The 19,744-nt window shown below is 55.1% G+C and carries 13 protein-coding genes and 2 pseudogenes; 6 read left to right on the top strand and 9 right to left on the bottom strand.

Features of this window, described 5'->3' with window-relative positions:
* Positions 1 to 119: 119 nt before the first annotated feature.
* Together DSM14862_RS19985 and DSM14862_RS19980 are read left to right on the top strand one after the other, a co-directional pair.
* Positions 120 to 1,382: a polysaccharide biosynthesis/export family protein gene (locus DSM14862_RS19985; RefSeq protein ID WP_007120998.1), complete on the top strand. Its 1,263-nt coding sequence runs from the start codon at positions 120 to 122 to the stop codon at positions 1,380 to 1,382.
* 87 nt (positions 1,383 to 1,469) lie between these two features.
* Complete coding sequence (locus tag DSM14862_RS19980; protein WP_007120999.1) at positions 1,470 to 2,684, top strand: nucleotidyltransferase family protein; 1,215 nt, start codon at positions 1,470 to 1,472, stop codon at positions 2,682 to 2,684.
* A gap of 52 nt (positions 2,685 to 2,736) precedes the next feature.
* Here the strand turns inward: DSM14862_RS19980 and DSM14862_RS19975 are convergent, their stop codons facing one another.
* Both DSM14862_RS19975 and DSM14862_RS19970 read right to left on the bottom strand, forming a co-directional pair.
* Positions 2,737 to 4,887 carry a GumC family protein gene (locus tag DSM14862_RS19975; protein ID WP_007121000.1) on the bottom strand — a complete coding sequence of 717 codons (2,151 nt, stop codon included), beginning with the start codon at positions 4,885 to 4,887 and terminating at the stop codon, positions 2,737 to 2,739.
* A gap of 462 nt (positions 4,888 to 5,349) precedes the next feature.
* Positions 5,350 to 6,703, bottom strand: a pseudogene (locus DSM14862_RS19970) (IS1380 family transposase).
* Positions 6,704 to 6,921: 218 nt separating this feature from the next.
* Here DSM14862_RS19970 and DSM14862_RS19965 point away from each other — a divergent pair.
* Positions 6,922 to 8,679, top strand: a complete 1,758-nt coding sequence (locus DSM14862_RS19965) for a right-handed parallel beta-helix repeat-containing protein (RefSeq protein WP_007121003.1) — start codon at positions 6,922 to 6,924, stop codon at positions 8,677 to 8,679.
* Positions 8,680 to 8,754: 75 nt separating this feature from the next.
* On the opposite strand, the gene DSM14862_RS19960 is transcribed toward DSM14862_RS19965, so the two are convergent.
* Positions 8,755 to 9,741 carry a sugar transferase gene (locus DSM14862_RS19960; protein WP_007121004.1) on the bottom strand — a complete coding sequence of 329 codons (987 nt, stop codon included), beginning with the start codon at positions 9,739 to 9,741 and terminating at the stop codon, positions 8,755 to 8,757.
* A gap of 64 nt (positions 9,742 to 9,805) precedes the next feature.
* Positions 9,806 to 10,838, bottom strand: a pseudogene (locus DSM14862_RS19955) (integrase core domain-containing protein).
* Between the two features lie 219 nt (positions 10,839 to 11,057).
* Here DSM14862_RS19955 and DSM14862_RS19950 point away from each other — a divergent pair.
* From DSM14862_RS19950 to DSM14862_RS19940, 3 genes are all read left to right on the top strand, one after another.
* On the top strand, positions 11,058 to 11,324 hold the full coding sequence (locus DSM14862_RS19950; RefSeq protein WP_007121008.1) for a hypothetical protein: 267 nt from the start codon (positions 11,058 to 11,060) through the stop codon (positions 11,322 to 11,324).
* 103 nt (positions 11,325 to 11,427) lie between these two features.
* Positions 11,428 to 12,105 carry an IS6 family transposase gene (locus DSM14862_RS19945; protein ID WP_007121009.1) on the top strand — a complete coding sequence of 226 codons (678 nt, stop codon included), beginning with the start codon at positions 11,428 to 11,430 and terminating at the stop codon, positions 12,103 to 12,105.
* A gap of 133 nt (positions 12,106 to 12,238) precedes the next feature.
* Positions 12,239 to 12,898, top strand: coding sequence for a sulfotransferase family 2 domain-containing protein (locus DSM14862_RS19940; protein WP_007121010.1), 660 nt, complete (start codon positions 12,239 to 12,241; stop codon positions 12,896 to 12,898).
* A gap of 116 nt (positions 12,899 to 13,014) precedes the next feature.
* Here the strand turns inward: DSM14862_RS19940 and DSM14862_RS19935 are convergent, their stop codons facing one another.
* The 5 genes from DSM14862_RS19935 to DSM14862_RS19915 form a co-directional block, all read right to left on the bottom strand.
* Positions 13,015 to 13,944 (bottom strand): phosphoenolpyruvate carboxykinase (ATP), encoded by a 930-nt coding sequence (locus DSM14862_RS19935; protein WP_007121011.1) that lies wholly within the window; start codon positions 13,942 to 13,944, stop codon positions 13,015 to 13,017.
* Positions 13,941 to 15,893, bottom strand: a complete 1,953-nt coding sequence (locus tag DSM14862_RS19930; protein WP_165481293.1) for an asparagine synthase — start codon at positions 15,891 to 15,893, stop codon at positions 13,941 to 13,943. The genes DSM14862_RS19935 and DSM14862_RS19930 overlap by 4 nt, the downstream gene beginning before the upstream one ends.
* Positions 15,865 to 16,302: a lasso peptide biosynthesis B2 protein gene (locus DSM14862_RS19925; protein ID WP_243254672.1), complete on the bottom strand. Its 438-nt coding sequence runs from the start codon at positions 16,300 to 16,302 to the stop codon at positions 15,865 to 15,867. The genes DSM14862_RS19930 and DSM14862_RS19925 overlap by 29 nt, the downstream gene beginning before the upstream one ends.
* Positions 16,303 to 16,313: 11 nt before the next feature.
* On the bottom strand, positions 16,314 to 16,592 hold the full coding sequence (locus tag DSM14862_RS19920; protein ID WP_243254671.1) for a PqqD family protein: 279 nt from the start codon (positions 16,590 to 16,592) through the stop codon (positions 16,314 to 16,316).
* A 421-nt stretch (positions 16,593 to 17,013) separates the two neighbouring features.
* On the bottom strand, positions 17,014 to 18,840 hold the full coding sequence (locus DSM14862_RS19915; RefSeq protein ID WP_007121432.1) for an ABC transporter ATP-binding protein: 1,827 nt from the start codon (positions 18,838 to 18,840) through the stop codon (positions 17,014 to 17,016).
* Positions 18,841 to 19,744 lie beyond the last annotated feature (904 nt).

Raw genomic sequence — 19,744 nt, 5'->3', positions numbered from 1 at the left:
ATGTAACTCTGCCGCGCAAAAGATTATAGTTTAGTAAAACATCGCACTTTAAAATCGCTTTCAATAATGTGCCCGTCCGCCAGAGTTCTAGGACGGCTCGATGATGACAAGGTACGCAGATGATGGGTTGTGAGCAGTATTTGCGACGGGGTGCCAGCTTTGGATGGCGCGTGATGGTCATGGTCGTCTTTTTGGCCCTGGCGAATGCGGCTCAGGCGCGGGATTATAAACTCCAGCCCGGCGATACGCTGCGGGCGGAGATCATTCGTCTGAATTCTGCGGGCTGGACGTCCATGATCGATACCGCTGGCTTCGTGCGCTTCCCCTATATCGGCCGGCACCTCGCGGCAGGTAGATCGCTCGAAGAGCTCCAGGAAGACATCGTGCTGGAGATCGTGGGGGATCGCGTTAGCGTCTTCAATGGCGCAATAGAGACTTTCATTGTTCTCGACGAGGACTCGGTTTTTATCGATGTAGCTGAGTATCGCCCTTTGACCGTGCTCGGCGCGGTGGGCACGCCGGGCCGCATTGATTACCGTCCAGGGATGACGGTGCGGGCCGCCGTGGGCATCGCGGGCGATACGCGCCTGCCCCAAGATACGGACAGCCAGCCTGATCGCGCGGCTCTCCTAGCAGCACGCATCTCAGAGCTGCAAAAAACCGAAGCTTGGCTCCTGCTCGACCTATGGCGCATCCGAGGGCAGCTCGATGAGGCACTGGCTGAAACACCGCCAGAGGAATCCGGTACAGTGCTCGAATCCCGCTTAGGCAGCGAGGCGCTTTCTAATGTGCGCCTACAATTCGCGGAAGCGCGGCGTGAACGTGACCTTGATATTGAGGACCTGCAAGCGCGCATAGACCTGACCGAAATTCGCATTTCCTACCTCACCACCGCTCTCGAGCAATATGAGATAGTGTCTGCCGGCGAAGAGGAGCGCCTCGCGAGCCTTCTCGCCCTACAAGAGCGCGGGCTCGTTGTGGCAAACAATGTGAATGAGGCGCGATCTGGGGCACTTCAAGTATCTTCGCGGCTCCTTCAGACAGAGGCTGATCTAACGGAAACACGTCGGGAGCTTACGACGCTCACGCAACAACTCAACTCCGTAGACCTAGACCGCCGCCAACGTCTCCTCTCCGAGCAAGCAAAGGTGCAGCGCTCCTTAGATGAAACGGCGGCGCAGCTTCGCGGTTCTCGACAGGGGCTCATCGTCCTAACGGGCATAATGGTTGATGACAGTGACGGTTCGATCGTGGAGCCCGACATCCTTCTTCATCGTCAAGAAGGCGGCTCAGTCACCACAATGCCAGCCGCACTAAATGACATCGTGCTTCCTGGTGACGTGATCGAAGTAATTATGTTAAAGGATATTTCATCACCGTAGCGATGCAATAAAGGAGTATTGTGTGTTTCGGGACAAAGTGCAGCATCCCCAATGTGTTACTCTCAGCGCTGCTAGGAATAGACTGGTATGGCCATTCCGTCGATCAATTTGAGCGATCAAACCGCCGACATTCGGCTGCTGATTCTGTTGGCGAAGACACGGCTTTCAACGAACGAAGCCGCCGCAGCGAAAGAGCTTGTCGCTTCCGTGATCGATTGGTGTGGCTTTGCTGATCTGGGTCAGCGTAACTTCAACCTGCCCTTGATCCGCCGCCATCTCCGCGCCATCGATGACGGGACAGTCCCGGCCACCTTCTGGGAAAGGGTCGATCCCGCCGCGAACCAAGTCGCATACCAAAACATGCGTATGATCCTAGCGCAAAAGAAGTTCGTCGAAACCGTTACAGCGCCCCTAGGCTATGACGCATTATTCTTCAAAGGCCCGAGTATGGCCGCGCAGTTCTACCCAGATGTCGGGCTGCGCCCCTGTAGGGATGTCGATGCACTCATCCCGAAAGGAAGCCTACGGCCCATCATCAATAAATGCCTCGCCGAAGGGTACCTCCCCGTCGCGCCCGATGGGAAAGCCACGCCCTTAACGAGCAAGCGCGATATCAATGCCATCCTCCGCTTCAATGACAGCGTGACAATGATCGCGCCCGAGGGGATTGTTATCGATTTGCAGGACCACCTGGACAAACACTCCGGGATGTTTAACTCCCTCAATCTGTTCGACGAGGCGGACTCGTTTGAAATCGCGGGGACGACGTTCTCAACGCTGCCGCTGACTTTCCTGTTCAACTATCTCTGCCACCACCACACGCGACATACCTGGTCACGGCTGCACTGGCTTAGCGACCTCGACGCAATTTGTTCTTCTGAGCATTTTGACCGTGACGTTGCCGTCGCGCTCGCCGAAGAGCTGGGTCAGCGGGGGACTGTGGAAGGGTGTCTGGAGCTTTACACACTGATATCCACCGACACCCCATGGTCTGACACGTCAGAGATGCACCGCGGGAAGTCCCTCCTCAAACTGTGCATTCTTAATCTTCCCGGGAACCTCGCGCTCGAAAAGCAGCTGGGGCTTCGGATGATGGGGGGAGAGTTCATGTACCACTGGCAAGCGCGGCCCGAGCTCGTCGCCCAGGCGCGGCGCGGCTGGTGGCGGACGATCTTCCGCCCGACGCTTTCACAATACGTAAGCTATCCGCTGCCCGAGATGTTGCAATGGCTGTACTTCATTCCGCGCGCGTTTGAGCTTTTCCAGCGGACTAGGCAGAGGCTCCGGCCAGTGAAAAGGTAGCGCACGCTCTGCGCGTTTGATGCTGTCAGGCCGCGGAAGTGAGCGGCTTGGCCTAGAGACGCGCGAACTTTCGGCGGTCAATTCGGCCACGCTGCTCGTTATGCGTCTCTGCCCCGTAAAGCGCGACCAGATTTGATGCTCCGAATGGCGAAGGAAGCTGTTCCAACGCTGCAAGCAAGCTTTCAGACGTCGACGCACCGCCGCCCGCAACAACAATAACGCTGTCCACAAGTTCGGATAGTGTCTGCGCCTCGGGGGCAACGAGAAGCGGCGGCGTGTCTACGATAACCACGTCGAACTCATTCTTTGCCGCAGTGAGCATCTCTTTAAAGGCCTCGCCTTCAAGAATGTCTGCCGGGTTCCCCTGAAACTTCGCAGGGAGCATGAGCATGACGCCGAGCTCATGGTGACGAGAGATCGCCTCTTCCAAACGGACCTGAGACATTAGAACTTGCTGTAGCCCCACTTTCGGGGCCACAACGCCGAGCTGCCGGGTGAGGCTACTGTCGCGCATGTCCGCCCCGATGACGAGCACGCTTTTGCCTAAAAGAACGTAGCTACGCGCAAGCCCAAGAACCATCAGGGACCGTCCTGATGTCACGTAGTCGGACGTGAATTGCACGCAGATCTTGCCGCCATCTCGCGCCAAGGCGGAGACGGCACCGCGTAGCCGCCGGATCCCTTCGGAATACTCTGTACTATCCTGGGAGATCAGCAGCTGCTTCGCGCGCCCATTGCGGTTAAAGAACCGGTTTACTGGCGCACGAGGCACCGGCACCGTCCGAATGCCCGGGACAATACGCTGGATATCGATACGGGTGCACAACGTCTGATTTGTAGCTTCCCGAAGAAGGACCCATCCCACTGCCGTTACAAGCCCCAGAACGCCGACGGTCGCCATCATACGCGCACGACCCCGCCCATCGGGCAGCTGCGGTGGCGAACCGCGGAGCACGATACGACCGCCGCCCGCTTCGACGCCGCCTTGTACAAGCAGCTCATTCAATCGGCGCACGGAAAAGTTGTAGATTTCGCTCGTGGCTTCCGCCTCTCGCCGCAGCTGTTGCAGGCGAACTTGTTGCTCGCTGCTGGCTGCAAGCTGCATTTCCAAGTTGCTCAGGCTCTCCCGGAGTCCCTCTGCTAGCCGAACGCGCACCGAGAAGCGTTCCTCTATTTCATCTGCCACACCTGATGGGGCGTTGCTTTCGGTGCTCAAAGCGACAGATTCGAAAAGCTCCGACAGCGCCCTGTTCGCGGCGATACTGGCTAGGATCTCTTGATCCGTAAGACCCTGCCCTTGAAACAGACTTACTTCACTCAAAAGCGCCGAATTTGTATCAATCTCTCGCTCTAGGTCCGCAAGCCGAGTTCTTAGCCGCTGCGCTTCATCACCGAGCGCGGCAAGTTCGACGCTGTCGAGCGAGTCCGACCGATTGAGGAAATTCTGGAGCGCGGCTTCTTTATCCTGCACATCCTGTCGAAGGGACGTCACTCGAAGGCTGAGCTGCTCCACAACCCGATCGAGAGTATCAAGCCGCATTTCAATGATCTCGTTCAGAAAGACCTCCGCAACAGTATCGCTCAGCTTTGCGGAGAGGTCGGGGTCAGGCGTGACAGCAACCACCCGAATGAGAGATCCCGAGTTATCCGCTAAGAAGCGAACCTGGTCTTGCACTACGTCCACAGTCGCTTGGCGGGCGGCCACGCCCGTCACGTCAAGCGCAGTGGCGGCGCCAGCCTGACCATCGTCTTCTCCAGGAAAGAACAAACCCCGCAAAGCGAATACAAACCGCGCCACTGGCGAAGGTGCTGCGTCCTGCGCGGCAAGAAAGGGGTTAAACTCAGGATCGTTGACCAAATCGAGTCCTTGAACAACGCGCTCAAAAAGCCGCCGTGAGCCGAACACGGCCACAGCCTCGGCAGGGTTCACATACTGAGAGCCTTCGTTAGAAAAATACGAGGCCAAGGCTGCATCGGTCTCTTCGAGGATCAGGAGGGTTTCAGTTGTATAGGTGCGCTCCCCGCCAGAAGTCGTAACGAGGCCCAGTACCATCCCCGCCAGCGTTAGAGCGCCGATGAACCATTTGCGCGCCCAGAGGATACGCCAGAGGCTTAGGAGACTCAGGGTTTCCTCCGGCGGCCCCGAAGGACCGGTGGACCCCGCCGAAAAGCGAGATGTTTCGAAATTAGGCTCATAGGTCATGACTAATGAAGTCCCTCTATGGTCGGGTGCGCGCAATCTACTCTAAGTTCGGTTTCTCCGCCGGTGCGTCCGAAATCGACAACAACGGCTGTGCTCCCATCCGACATATAGTTTGGGTCCTGAAAGAGCGAAAAGCTAAAATTCTCCATGTCAAAGCCTTCATGCGAAAGCCATGCGACATTGCGCCATCTTCGGCTGCACCCTATGCTAGTGTTTTTCTTTTGACCGACATTCCCCAAGTAGAACGTCATCCTCCAGAAATTGACGTCATTCTAAGCACCGGTCAAGCACTTTGGCCGCGCCGAGCCAATGTCTGAGAAACCTGCACTTGATTAAACTTGCACTTGATTTGTGTGCGATTTCTGGCCCTAGCGAGTAGCTTGCCCATTTTGTTGGTCTGATAGACGGTATTTTGAACAGACCCGTCGAACCGCTTTCGTTGGGGTTTTGGCGCTGACATCCTCATGCGGAAACCGGTGGTGAACGCAGCCGGTGGATCGCGTTGAGAATGCGATGGAAGAGACTGCCGCTGACCGCGACCTTGGCAAGCTGGAACGTGATGGCGCGGGCGTGACGGACTACCCGTGCACCAATTTTGATCAGCCGGATTTGCAGGCTGGTCAGCGACCAGTCAGCCATCTCCTCGGGCAAATCAGCGCCTTTCAGGAAGACACCCAGATTGCATGCCAATGCATGAAGCCGAAGCCGCACCTCGTTCTGGGTTATCCCTTTGCAAGACAACCGTGTCCAGTTGATCGCCTGCTTACACTCTTTGACATGCTGCTCTGCTTTACCGCGCTGGTTGTAAAACCGGATGATCCAGTCTGGTTCCATTGGTAGATTGGTGACAACGAAGCCGACGCGCGGGAACAACTCGCTAGGATGCCATTCCACCTTGGCTGTGACACGACGAGGTTTGTCCCAAGATGCCGCCTGATACTGGAAGTCACCGTAGATGCGCTTCACGCCTTTTGGCGGACGACCCACAGGGCGCTTTAGAAGATTGGCAATTCTGCCGTGCAGAACGCGATTGGCCCGCAGGCGGATAGCGTAGAAATAGCTTTCCGCTGCCAAAGTTTTATATAGCTCCGGGATGGAAAACGCAACATCTCCCCGAAAGAACCGCATCAGGTCACGATCCGCATATCGCGCGATGACGGGCTTCAGGACAGCTTCCCATCCATCCGCACTGTGCAGAGTTCCGGGGCGCAGGGCACAACGCTCCAAGTGGCCAATTGGTTGAAGACGAACAGCGGGTGATGTGATAGCAACTGCAGTCTAAATGCCCGTTCTAGGCGGCACCTTCCTGATCGCCATGGGTGGGACTGACCGAGCTTTCCATGTCGAGCGTGATGTACTTCAGCCCGTTGCGATCATGAAAGCGGTCAATCCACGGGCCGTTCAGATCGGCCAGCGCCGCCTGGTTCTCGGACAGGGCGAGCGTCTCGGTCTCGAACCGCCCCATCTGCGAGGCCGAGGCCGCCTGCGCATCAACAGCGCGGCCACCGACAACCTGCCGCATGACGGGATCAAGAGCCAGTCGGCCGGCGTCGTTGACGTCCTCGTAGCCCGCAAGCCGACCATAGACCAATTGTCGAAAAAGCCCGTCAAGCCGGTGAAAGGTGTTCTTGCCACGGCGGTTGTCATTGAGCACACCCGACGTAAGATCAGACAGCACCAGCACGTCACCCAACTCGCGCATCACCAGAAGACCGGCGTCGAAACTGAGCTGCGTTCCACGAAATTCCAGCCGCAACCCGCGGCCAAAACCAAGTCGCCCATCACCCGTTTCGCGTGCACCCTCTGGGTGATCCATAATCCGCCACCTTCAGCCCAAATAACATGCTGAAATATGCCACGTGACCGGACTGCAGCGGCGAAAAAACGTAAGGCTACTTGGGGAATGCGGGGTAAAAGTGTAGCGAAGGGCCCTACTATTGTCACAGAATTATACGAAACGGCCCTCAAAATAAACAAAAATCCGTGCCAATTCCTATCTCGTAAAACGTCGACTGTGTTAGGAGCACCGGATCCATGCGATATTACGTAGATCAAAGTAACAGTCTTGCCAACGATAAAAACTTCGGTACGGAAGAGGCTCCGTTCCTAACGATCCAAGCAGCAGTGGATGTAGCGGGTCCGGGAGATGTAATCTCTGTAAAATTAGGCCGTTATGACAGCGTATGGATTGAAAAATCCGGCACAGAAGACACGCCGATCACCCTTGAGGTGCATCCGGACCATGAGGGTCAGGTGATCATCGATGGCGGCGGGGCCGGGGTACAGAAGGCCCATGGCGCCATCCACGTTGAAACGTCTAGCCACATCATAATTGATGGCTTCCAGGTCACGAACGCACATTTCGGCATATCTGCGAGAAGTGATGGCGAAACTGAGATTTCCGACATCCAAATAGTGAACAATTATGTGCACAATGTGGATAACGCGGGGATCTTCGTTGCCGGCCAACTGATGCACAAAGATACTATCGTGGATAACTTTGTTGTCTCTAACATTGTGATCTCAGGCAACAGTGTGACGAAAACAAATCTCGGCGAAGTCAGTGGCGGCGCAAACGAAGCCATTACAATCGGGGGCGGCGTTGACGGCTTTCTCGTGCATCAAAACCACGTCTATGAGACTGATCAGTACGGAATTAATGCTAAAACCAATGTGATGAATGGCGTTATCTCGGAGAATGTCATCCATGACATCGAGAAATACGGCATCTATATCGACTCGAACTCTCGCACTGCGACCAACATCGATATCATAGATAACGTAATCTTTAATGCAAATCTCGGCATCGTCCTTTCTCGGGAAGCAGACGATGGTCTTAACCCCGGCGTGGAAATGGGGAAGGCTGAGCACCCTAGCGACTTTAAAGACGGTGAATACGCCCCAGTGCTGACGCATATCAATATTAAGGACAATGTCGTGCTCTCAAGCGGGAAATCGGGAATTTACCTTGATAAGCACCATACAAAGGATCTCGGCGGCGGTGAGTTTGGGCACATCCACATTGAGGGCAATACAGTCAACCAGAGCGGCTTTAATGGCCTGCTCATCGATCCGAATTTGAAAGGCGTTTTGACGGATGTGACTGTCGTCAATAACTTTGTTTTCGGCAGCGGCAAAAAAGACATGAATTACTTCACGGATAGTGAGGTATCTGTTTTCGATAACTCGACTGAGCCGACGGACATGCTGGAGTCGCTCAAAACGCGGCTGGCCAAGCTGGAAGAAAACGAGCTCGACATGGAGCCGCTGCGGAAAGAAGGCACCATGCAGAACGACACCATGAAGGGGTCATCCATTGAAGACCACATGTTTGGTTATGGCGGTGATGATATCCTCAAGGGCGAGGGCGGCGACGATTTCATATCCGGCATGCGCGGCAATGATACCCTATACGGTGGCTCGGGTGACGATCGGATGGTCGGTCTCAGTGATAACGATCAGCTTTTCGGTGAAGAGGGTAATGACTTGCTCCGGGGCGGTGAAGGCAATGACAGGCTCGATGGCGGCGCTGGTAATGACCGCTTATACGGCGGTAAGGGCAACGACACGTTCATTTTTTGGCAAGGCTCCGGCCAGGACCGAATAAATGATTTTCAGATCGGGGCGGACCTGATTGACCTTGAATCGCTGGGCCTCTCATCCTTCAGCGAGTTGGAAGAGATGTTCAATGATACCAAACAAGGCCTAAAAATAGCGTTTAACGCCGAAGATAGCGTGGTTATCGTGGGCCATACGGCGGATCAGCTCTCCCAGTGGGATTTCATAATCTGACCTTGGCAGCCTTATTGGTGCTGCCAGACACGAAAACACAGCGCGGATAACTACGCGCTGTTTTATTTTTTTCGCTTACATCCCAGTGCGTGACAGAACAGCACCAGCAGTGCGGAGAAGAATGTAGACGTCCATGGACAGAGACATCTCTTCGAAATAGCGGCGGTCGAGAAGGACACGCGCCGCATAGCTCACGCCGTTACGGCCAGAAACCTGCCAGAGGCCCGTCACACCCGGTCGCATGGCAAGGTAGATAGATCGATGCGGGCCATATTTCGCGAGCTCGTCTGCCGTCACAGGGCGCGGGCCGATGAGGCTCATCTCACCCTTTAATACGTTGAGGATCTGCGGCAACTCATCGAGGCTTGATTTCCGCAGGAAATTGCCAAATTTGGTGATCCGTGGATCATTACGAAGCTTACGGTCCTGCTCCCACTCGGCACGCGCCTCCGGATCTCGATCTAACAGAGCTTGCAGCCGCTTCTCAGCATTCGGCACCATCGTGCGCAGCTTCCAACAACGAAACACCTTTCCGCCTTTACCAATGCGCTGATGGCCGAAAAAGCCGGGGCCGCCAGGAGCACGCACTAAAATATAGAGCGCCGCAATGATCGGGACCAAAATCGGCAGGATGATTATGGAGATGACGATGTCAAAGAGGCGCTTCAGGACCTGTGGGTACGTGGAGCCTGCAGAGCTGTAGAGAGCGGTCGCGTCAGAGGACGGTAACATGCGATGTTCCATAAAAGCATATCCTAAAATAATAGCGGCTAGCAGCGCCTTGGTTTGCAGCAGGCGAAAAACAAACGGTCTTCGCCGATCCCAGAATATTTTTAACATAACGTGTTTAAGCCGAAATATCTGCTGAAATATGGCGAGAAAAAGGAAAAAATACGTGTGCACAGAATGTCGGCAATCCGCCGCGCCCAAATTATGCTCTATTTTCAGCCAATTATATAAAATCGGGATGAAAGCCGCCGCGCTCAAATTTTGCTCATTCTCTTCGCCTACGGAGACGTTCGCGTGAACATTCAATTGCTTGGTTGCGGGCGTTGTTTCCATTTCGGCCCCGAATCCCTGGCGACGCGCCGCTTTTGTCGGCGACGATTCGCCTAGCAGCTCAGCTTTAGGTGTTTAGTCCCGGCATCTGGTGGATCGGGTCGAGAATGAGTCTGTCTGGCACTGATGTCCAGATTTTGCAGATGTATTTGTAGGACGTAAAGCCGCTGATGGTCTTCAACCTGCGGGCAGAGTTGTAGGTTGCCATGAAGTCCGCGAGGTGGGTCCGCAAATGGTCGTGACTGTCGTAGTGGAAGCGTTTGACGGTCCCCTCTTTAATCGTGCGGTACATCCGTTCGACCTGGCCGTTGGTCCAAGGATGGTTCGGCTTCGTCAGGCGATGTTCAATCCCAATGGCCTCGCAAATCATGTCAAAGCGCATTGGCCGAGAAGATTGTTTTGCGGTTCCGCGGCTGCTCGGCGAACTGGATGACGTTATCCGTGAGAATGGTGTGGACTTAATTGGGCACGGCTTCGAGCAAGTGCTGCAGGAACTCCTAAGCAGTGCGGCTGTCGCCTTTTCGGCGAGATAGGTCACAGCGAACTTGCTGGTGCGGTCAATGCCAAAAAATAGATAGAGCTTTCCTTCAGCGGCCAGAAACTCGGCGACGTCCCCTCTCGTGCATGTAAACATGCACTGCCGGGCAGTGGATGTGGAAGAACCCGCTGGGATAGCGCTTTTACTTCTGACGCTTCGGCTTGTCACCCTCGATATCAGGCAGGCGTGATATGCCGTGTCGTTGTAGGCACCGATACAGCACTGATCTTGTCAGATGCGGGATAGACGGCTGCAGGACATAGAGACAATCGTCCAGCGGCAGGAACGTATGACGCCGAAATGTGACGACCGCGGCCTCTTCGGCTTCGGTTAGGACCGAAGAACGCGGTTCTTTCGGGCCCGTCTTCATATCCTCAACCGTCACTCGCTTTCGCCATTTGGCAACCGTCTTGGGATTAATGCCAAGTTCCTTGCTCAGCGCCGAGAGCGAAGCTTGCCCCTCTCGGGATCATGCTTCGCAACCCTTCCGGGCAGTGGATCACTGTGTTGCTGCTCTGACGGCGTACATGGTCGTGGCGCTCCCGTGACGAACTTGTCCCATTATGCTTCCTTCCAAGCCAGAGAAGGGCTCGCAATATCAAACCGTGAGGTCAAACACCTTATGTGTTTGCCATAGTAAAACCGCATTTCTGCCCTAATGAAATGGCGCAATAAGTGCGACAATGGATTTTTGATGCTTTGAGGCGAAGCTTTGATAGCCTAAGCTGGGATCAAAAATGCCTGAAGAGGGCGTAATAGTAAGAACGAGGAGACGAGCACGATGAAAGCAGACATGCACATTTCTTATCATACGATGGATAAACCACGCGCCAGACCCGCGCATGCCGAGGAAAGCGGGCTGGCTCCGGGCAGTGCAGGGAGCGGCATCAGTGTCCTAATGGCAGCGGCCTTGCTGGCTTTCATTGGAACGATAGCGGTCATTATGGTCTATTCGATCTCCTGGTTCTGGTGGCTTCCAATCTATTCCGCCCTCGGTTTTGGACACTTCATCGTCCTCGTCGCTTTGCTTGGGCTCAGAACGCCATAAAAACGGCAAGCGCTCTGCCTCGTACCTAACATCCGCGGGTTCTGTCGCAAACTTTGGCGTGATGGTCTATCAGGCAGCGTGATTTGCCGATGAGGTTCGTCAGATGGTGTCGTTCAAAGGTGCTCAGTTTCCGCAGGACGTGATCCTGCATTCCGTTTTCTTCTACGTGCGATACGGTGTGTCGTACCGTGACCTCAAAGAAATCCTGGCGGAGCGCGGCGCGGTGGTCGACTACGCTACTCTGAACCGTTGGGTGGTCAGATACGCCTCGGGCTTGGCCACGGTGGCGCAATGCAGGAAGGCCACGACGGCTCCGTCGTGGCGCCTAGACGAGGCCTATGTGACGGCCCGCGGCGAGTGGTGTTACCTCTATCGCGCGGTCGATCGAAATGGCAAAACCCTTGAATTCATGCTCTCTGAGCATCGCGATGAGGCGGCGGCGCTGAGGTTTCTGGTGCAGGCGATCTCGTCGAACGGGCTCCCCCGGGCCAGCGCAATCGACAAAAGCGTGGCGAACACTGCCGGCCTGAAGGGGATGAACGCCGCGCTTCGAAAGGCCGGTTCCTATCGCCGGATAAAGGTTTATCGTTCCAAACATCGCCGCAACATCGTTGAGCAGGATCACCGAAGCGTAAAACGGCGGATTAGGCCGATGTTGGGCTTCAAGTCATTCAGATCAGCAACTGCAACTTTGGACGGTATAGAAACGGCACACATGATCAGGAAAGGACAGTTGGGCAGTGGTTGCCCCTTTGAGATCTATGTCAGTCTTGCCGCGTGACGCGCAACCGAGGCAGCTTCCTTCTTTGCCTGACTTAACTTTGCGACGGAAACGTTTTAACTTGCTTCTACTAATTTGACGCCAGCGGAACACTAATGGTAAGAGTTCACCAGCATGGTAGGAAGGGCGAAACGTGATTGATCTGAAGAACCGCATCCTTTTCATTCACGTGCCCAAAGCCGCTGGAACCTCCGTTGAAGAGTACTTCAGGTTGCTTCGTGGCCTCGACGAAGTAGACATCCCAGCGCTCGGCATTTTTAAGAACCAGAAGTCATCCAACCTTGAGCGCGGAAACCAGCATTGCACGCTGGACATGTACGAAAAATACTTCTTCGGCGGACCGATCCCCAAGGAGTGGCGCATTTTTACCGTTGTTCGAAACCCTTACCAACGGTTCTGGAGCGAGTGGAGATACCGCCGCCTCCCGCCCCCGCAGCGGTTTTACTTCAACACGTTCCTCTCCGTGCCGTTGCTCATCCGGTTAAGCGAGAAGCCGATTGCGCGGCTGAAGGACCTAAACTCCCACATGCGGCCGCAGGAGGACTTTCTCATTGGAGAGTCCCGCGAGCGCGTCCGCGTGTTGCATTTTGAGAATGTGGGAGACGAGTTTTCGCAGATGTGCCGTGATTGGGGCTTACCGGATACCGGGCTTCCGCGGTCGAACGCGTCTCACAATCGACCCAAGCCATCGAAAGCTCATATCGACATGGGGAATGACTTCGTGCGGCGGGCTTATGCCATAGATTTCGACGCGTTTGGCTATGACATCAACGAAGTCATAGCCCCTAAATAACATAAACATTTATTTACTAATGATCAGTTGATCATATTCTCGCCGATTGACCGCGACGCAGGCCGGTTTTGCCGGCCTGAAGCGCTGTCAGAGGGCACTTTAGAGCCTTCGAACACTCAAGCGGCTGTTTTGGCGATCTGAGTCTCGATCTCTTCGCTGAGCCGATCAAGCTGCGACAGGTCTTCTGGTATCTTGAGATCATAGACCGCAATCTTGGAGACGATGGCGGCGCAGCGTTGCATGTGGCCCTTTAGATGTTCGGGGCCAAGGCGCGTCTCTCCATAGCGGGCCATGAACGTATAGCGTAGGATTTGCTGCAGCGCTTCATGGGATGGGAGCCGCTCAGCGCTCACTTCTGAAACGTCCGGCGACCGGGAAAGCGTGAACGCCGCCCCCATGGGCACATTTACCGACGGGATCTTAACCGGCATGCGCTTCATGACCTTGGTGGAGGAAGGGTGAATAAGGCGATCTTCGTCCTCTTTCTTGAGGCTCAGTGCAGCGATGCTGTCAGGCCAAAGCTTCATGACCGAAAAACCGGGACGGATCGTCAGCGCGTCACCCGCCGGATCTACGGCCACGAGATCATCCGTCACGGGCAGGTGCCCTCGGTGCAGCAGCGCCGCCGATGTCGTGGATTTCCCCGCCCCTTTATCCCCTAGGAAGAGCGCCGCTTGCCCATTTACATTGACTGCACTGGCATGGAGGCATAGTACTTGCCGTCGCTCCAAGACTATGGACATCACGATCCCAAGGAGCGCCTGCGCGACGCTGTGATCAGGAGTTCCTTCATGCGTCTCGACGAGCACATTGTGGTCATCGTCGAGAAGATAGGCACCAATATGATACCAGTGCATGTACTGCTCACCGGGCACTATATTGAACTGCGGATCAATTTGCGGTGTGGCGTCGCGAACGATGCCGGTGCTGCGCTTTACGTGCAGGTCGATCTCCGAGGACTCTGCCTCCACCTCTTCCAAACCGTCTAGGATAAAGTCCGACTGGATGATGAGGTTAAAAGCCCGGTAGATCTTGGGCAAAGTCATATTAACGTCCCTTCTCGCTGCTGGGCCCGCCAGCGCATTAATGCCTCATACCAATATCGCAGCTGCACTAGCCGCCATACAGAACGCAGCGCAAAAATGTCCCGCTTCGCGCCTGAGCGGACATCCCCGCAAAGTTTCTGTGCCGCGGCGACATCAACAAAGGCGCCCAAAGAGGACCAGTCTTGATCCGGATGCTTCTGAAGAAACTGGACGACTGTTGCAGTAAACTCAGCGGTGAAGTTGGCCTTCGTTGTTCGAAGCCTGACTTTCTCCGGCAAGAGCCCCGCGAGCCCCATCCGCAGGACCCAACGGCTCATGCCTTTGCGGAGCTTCACCTCCGAGGGCATCGAGAGGCAAAACTCGACGAGGGCACGGTCGTAAAACGGATAAAGCGGCAGGATCCCTTGGGCGTTCGCCGATCGGTATAGGATTTCATAAGAGTTTTTTACCAGCGGCGATTGAACGATATCGAGATGGCTCCGACGCTCATAGTCCACGCAATCTTCGCGCAACTCTGGCTTTCCCGTCTGCACGTACCGCTCATCAGGGTTTGCAAGCTCTCTCAAGGCATCTGCAAAGAGAGCTTGGGGCTTATAGGGCGTCCCTTGCGCGTCCTGAGCACTGCCGCGCGATTGTAAGAATCGCGTGAGTCCCAGGAGGATGCGGCGCGTGGGGTGTTTATTAGTCCAGCCGCCGTACCGCGCCATAAAGATGAAATACGGTACCCAAGGGGAGTTTCCGTATACGCGCCCGATTGCCCTCATAGCTTGTAGGGTCGCCCGCCAGCGCCGCTCTGCTGCCAAGTTGTAAACGTAATCATAGCCCGAAGAGAGCACTTCATCCCCGCCATGGCCATCGAGCAAAGCCGTAATTCCATAGCTTTTAGCAACACTGTATATCTGCCCGCTTTTTTGCAGCCCGTAGGCTAGAAAGAGGTCCATCTGCTCTTCGACGAACAGAGGCATGTCCGTGAGGTCGGGCTCGGACGTGATTTCTATGAGGTGCGGGGCGGTATGGGAGCACTCATTCACCGCCTCAATGTAGTCGCTCTCATCATACTCAGCTTCGCCGTAGACAAACGACAAAGCGGGGAGAGGCGGCGCGCCCTCCGCTTGAAGCTTTTCGGATGCGAGGACGACTAATGACGAGGAGTCGAGCCCGCCGCTGAGCATCGCGCCGACTTTTTCGTTGCGGCGAAGCGCGCTCAGCGTGGCGGCTCTTAGACCGGACAAAACACCAGGCGCAGCGTCCTCAAACGGTATCTGCTCTGGTAGGGTCAGCTTTGTGAACGCGTCGATGTTGATGGCACGCTCGGGGTGGGACACGTTTAAAGACAGCCGATGGCCGCTTTCCAGCTTTGTGAGGCCCGAGAAAGCAGTTTCGTCGCGTGAGACAACTTCACCAGCCAGAAAGTCCGCGACGATAAGGTGCTGAGGTTCTAAGGCCGCGCCAGAGAGATGGAGCGACGCCCGAATGTCAGAGGCACAGGTCAGCGCGCCTGCTTGGCGCTTGAAATAGAAAGGTAAGACGCCGATATGATCGCGAAAGGCCGCAACGCAACCGTCCTTGTGCAGCGCGACGATGGAAAAGCCGCCAAAGAGCGCGTCGGTAAATCCCTCACTCAACTGATCAAGCGCTGCCGCGAAGAGGGCGAGGTCGCCATCGTGTGCGCTCATTCCGGTCAAACGCTCTAAAAGTGCTTCCCGGTGATCGAGACTGGCGAGGCCTATCACTGTCCAAGGCCCGGCTTGAGCAACACCGGCGCGGCCGCGAACAGCAGCGAGACCGCCCTCTGCAAAGCTCTCCGGCAGCGCAACGGCGTTCCAACCAGCTTGCGCCATCCTTGCGAGACGCGCGCGCCCATCGGCGAGATCATTAGCGGGCTGGAGCGGTATGCGTATCGCGAAGCCGTCCATTTTTTTAGGAGTTAGTCGCTGACGCAACGACAAGGGGCTCTGTAGGGAGTTCTAGCACTTTGGTAAAGTCAACTCGCTCATGCGAGCTATCGAGCGCAAGCTCGTCATTCCACATAAGCCAAGCATGGGCTCTAATATCTCCCTCGCCCGCTTTCTTAACCCCGATGCTTATCGTCGTCGGGATACCCTTCCAGGAGAGTATAGCTTGGGCCGCGATGCATTGCGTCAGGCAATTCGCATCTGGAAGGAACCGGGCAACCGAATAAATGCCGCTGGACACTCTTCCCACGGTTTGCACACGCGTCACTTGCGGGTCTGAGTCACAAGGTTTTACGAGCCAGACGCGGACTCGCTGATACTTCGTGACCGAAAGCGCCACACGCGCGACAAGGGTAACAATACAGCAGAGCACATAAATCCCTGCCCACCTGATCCGGCGCATCGCGAGGTCCCTTAGGCTGTTACTTCTTTCACGATGTCCGCTTTGATCATCTCGGCCAGGACTGCCTCAACATCGCCACGGCATACTTCATCCGTCACTTCGAACTTCTCTGTTACAGCACCCACAAGTATATCAATTGTCGCCGGTTCTTCGAGGCACTTCCACACCGCGGCAGCAGTTGGGTTCACAGTGAAGTAGGTGTTGTTTTCGAGGTGTAACAACGCGCGATCACCGCCGATATCGCAATCCATGACCTCAGTTTTCGCAACGAAAAGCGTATCAGCCGCCATTATCCGACCCTTCTAACTGCCTTGGTGTGTCTGTGCATCAAGGCTACAGGCCTTTAGATAATTTACTCACAAAAGTTGAGGCGCATGAGGTGCGCCCCAGATTTTTCCAGTGTCAAGTTGAAAAATTTGGCTGACCGCTTTGTCTTGGGCCCTTAGGAAAGTGTCACTTCCGAGAGCGGAGTACCGGACGAAAAGCCGGCGTCCAGTGTGGTGCCACTTTTGGTTGTTTTCGTGATTGCTTCCACTTTTCCGTGTGTGCGGAGAGTAGGCACTTCGTATGGAGACTTTTTCATGTTATTTTTCCCACTAAAACTTTAAATTATTTTAGAACATACCACATTTTCGCCATAAAAGGCAATCCCTGAGGAGAAGGTAACATTACCATAAAGCTAACCCGTTATTTTGAAACAGAACGCTTGGCCTAAGTACGGAAACCACGTCCCTGCTTCTCGAACATTTTGGCGTATCCTGCCTGATTGTTGATCAAATGGACATGGCTGCCTGCCTCAGTGATTCTCCCTTTCTCAAGGACATAGGTGAAATCTGCCTGCCGGATTGTGGATAGCCGATGGCTGATCACGAGGGCACCGCGCCCCTCCATCTTGTCGCGAAAACCCTCAAAAATCTCCGCCTCAGCATTCGGGTCAATGGCGCTCGTTGGCTCGTCCAGGATGATAAACTTTGAATGTGGGTAAACGGCCCGGGCGAGAGCAACCTTCTGCCACTGACCGCCGCTCAGCTCGTGGCCGCCGTCGAAAATACGCGACAGGATCGTGTCATACCCATTGGGAAGCGAGCTTAACACTTCATGCGCCCCGGTCAGCTTTGCTGCCTTGAGCATGCGCTCTTCGTCTTCTTGCGTTAGGTCAGAAATGCGAAGGTTCTCTCGACCCGAATATGCAAACTGCACAAAATCCTGGAAGATCACGCCTAAGTGCCTGCGATAGGCGACCGGGTCGAGCTCTCGTATATCCGTGCCTTCATAGGTGATCCGTCCCTCCTGCGGGTCATAAAGGCGGCACAGGAGCTTGATGAGGGTCGTCTTTCCAGAGCCGTTGCCGCCGATGAGCGCGGTGAAGGTATTGGGCCTGATCTGTAGGCTGGCACCATCAAGCGCAGGCCGGTCTGTCCCCGGGTAGCGGAAGGTGACGTTCTCAACCTGGATCCCCTCATTGAGCGTCGTCGGCAGCGGTGCGCTATACACCTTGCTTTCGATCTTCGGCTCAATTTCCATGAACTTGAAAAGCTGATTTAGGAAAAGCTGATCGTCATAGAGCCGAGAAAGACTCCCCGTAAAGTCGCGCCCGGCTATTTCAGAGCGTTGCAGGAGCAGGATGATTATGACGAGGTCAGAGATATCCGCCTGCCCCGTATTCACCTGGTAGAGCAAAAACCCGCCCGCACCGACAAAGAGAAGCGTGCCCACGACTGCCACAGAAGATTCTGCGATGGCCTTACGGCGCTCGATGATGAGGTACTCCCTGCGGAGCATGACGCGGATTCTTTGAAAGATACCGCGCAAATAATTGCTGAGGTCCCAGAGCCTTATCTCCTTGGCATGGGGCTCTGTCGTCATCAGCCAGTCTGCGTACCCCGCCTGCCGCTCCTGCTGAACAAGCTCCTTTTGCCGCTCAAACTTCAACCGTGTGAAGCGGAGTTGGACGAGAAGAACGAGCACCACAGCGACAAAGCAGATCGGCAACAGCCGCCATTCAATACTGCCGAGTACCACGACAAGCGCGATCAGCATGAGACCGCCGCGGAAAACAGAAAGCACGTTGGAGATGACCATCGCAGGGCGTTGAGCGCCGGCTTGGCGGGCACGCTCGAGGCTGTCGAAGTAAAGCGCGCTGTCGTAAAAGCTCAGGTCAGCCTTCACAGCCCTATCTTGTAACGATTGGTTGACGTAATCGGCTACGATGTAGCCCTGGGCAACGCGATGATAGTTCGCCACAGATTGCACCACGCGGCCCGCCAGGAAGAGGCTCATTATCGCCGAAGCGTAAGCGAAGATTTGGCCGGTGATCGCGCTTATGCTCTCCGTCTCTGCCATCACCTGAATAACCGCCTTTACGGCGAAAAGCGCGCCGAGCATGAGACCGATCTCCGCACCGGTCGCAATCACGACAATGACGCTGAGCCTGGGGTCGCTGTAGCGTAGCAAAGCAAAGACTTCGCTCCAAAGACTCAAAGACTTTGTCACTTTCTCCTTGAGTGTGTTTGCGCGCCTACGCAGAGAATTTGCCATGGCGTTCTCTCCCCTTTCGGCCCTCTTATGCTTGGACAGGGAAGCATGCCAACCCAAAAATTAACGCGCGAATGCGACAGCATTGAGGCAAGTGCGCGATCCCGATATGCGACTCTTGATCGTTGGTTGGCTCAGAAGTGCCCAAAAGTTGGACGCGCGCGTGCGTGCGACTGCTGATTATTGCCGCTTTGCTTCAGCGTGTAGATTATGCTGTTACTTGTCCATAAGAGAATCAATTATGAAGCTAAACTACTCTAAGCCGTCCGTGCGCGCGCGTGGCAAGGATGAAACCATCACTAAAGCTGGCCAGGGTGGTCTTACCCTCGACGCATCATTTCCGGCTGGTACGCCCTTTAAAGAGCTCACGACCCCATAATATGTGTGTTTGACCAAAGGTCTTAAAATTGGCACAGCCTTTCGGCATCTGGGCGCTCTTTTGCGCGAACCGGATGATTGTCAAAACAAGGAGAAAGCGGCCCTCTCGATAGTCTGTGCCGCCGGCCTCTCTTCCCGCGAAAGCACACGATTTCACAAAGTTCCAAAATAGAACGTTAGGCGGCCCCTTGCTCTCCCGCGCTCAACCAGCATGTTTAACTTCATTCGGAACGCGTATCGCTTTCACATTTCACTTGCATATCGAATTTGTCTGACCCGCCGCCAGAGCCTTTAGCCTGTTCGATGCACGTCGGGGTTTCTTCTTATTTGGCTTAGAGCGTGTCTCTGCCTTTCAGATTTAGGATTCCCAGATTGGTATTGATGTGATTCCCTGCCCATGAGGAAGATATGGGGGTTACAGATGGGCAAGCCACATCCAATAGAGCCGCGAACGCGTGTTGTCGCGTTTGGCGATGAGAGGCATGGACACCGCGAGGCGGCGCGGCATTTCCGAGTGTCACCTAAATTC

It is taken from the genome of Sulfitobacter indolifex, from assembly GCF_022788655.1.
GTDB classification, from domain to species: Bacteria; Pseudomonadota; Alphaproteobacteria; order Rhodobacterales; family Rhodobacteraceae; genus Sulfitobacter; species Sulfitobacter indolifex.
Note: the sequence above shows the minus strand (reverse complement) of the source record. Positions and strands in the feature narration are given on the sequence as shown.

What these genes read in the sequence shown, in the direction of transcription:
- DSM14862_RS19985 (WP_007120998.1), top strand. Translation starts at nt 120, where the DNA reads ATGATGGGTTGTGAGCAGTATTTGCGACGGGGTGCCAGCTTTGGATGG.
- DSM14862_RS19980 (WP_007120999.1), top strand. Translation starts at nt 1,470, where the DNA reads ATGGCCATTCCGTCGATCAATTTGAGCGATCAAACCGCCGACATTCGG.
- DSM14862_RS19975 (WP_007121000.1), bottom strand. Translation starts at nt 4,887, where the DNA reads ATGACCTATGAGCCTAATTTCGAAACATCTCGCTTTTCGGCGGGGTCC.
- DSM14862_RS19965 (WP_007121003.1), top strand. Translation starts at nt 6,922, where the DNA reads ATGCGATATTACGTAGATCAAAGTAACAGTCTTGCCAACGATAAAAAC.
- DSM14862_RS19960 (WP_007121004.1), bottom strand. Translation starts at nt 9,741, where the DNA reads ATGGAAACAACGCCCGCAACCAAGCAATTGAATGTTCACGCGAACGTC.
- DSM14862_RS19950 (WP_007121008.1), top strand. Translation starts at nt 11,058, where the DNA reads ATGAAAGCAGACATGCACATTTCTTATCATACGATGGATAAACCACGC.
- DSM14862_RS19945 (WP_007121009.1), top strand. Translation starts at nt 11,428, where the DNA reads ATGGTGTCGTTCAAAGGTGCTCAGTTTCCGCAGGACGTGATCCTGCAT.
- DSM14862_RS19935 (WP_007121011.1), bottom strand. Translation starts at nt 13,944, where the DNA reads ATGACTTTGCCCAAGATCTACCGGGCTTTTAACCTCATCATCCAGTCG.
- DSM14862_RS19925 (WP_243254672.1), bottom strand. Translation starts at nt 16,302, where the DNA reads ATGCGCCGGATCAGGTGGGCAGGGATTTATGTGCTCTGCTGTATTGTT.
- DSM14862_RS19920 (WP_243254671.1), bottom strand. Translation starts at nt 16,592, where the DNA reads ATGGCGGCTGATACGCTTTTCGTTGCGAAAACTGAGGTCATGGATTGC.
- DSM14862_RS19915 (WP_007121432.1), bottom strand. Translation starts at nt 18,840, where the DNA reads ATGGCAAATTCTCTGCGTAGGCGCGCAAACACACTCAAGGAGAAAGTG.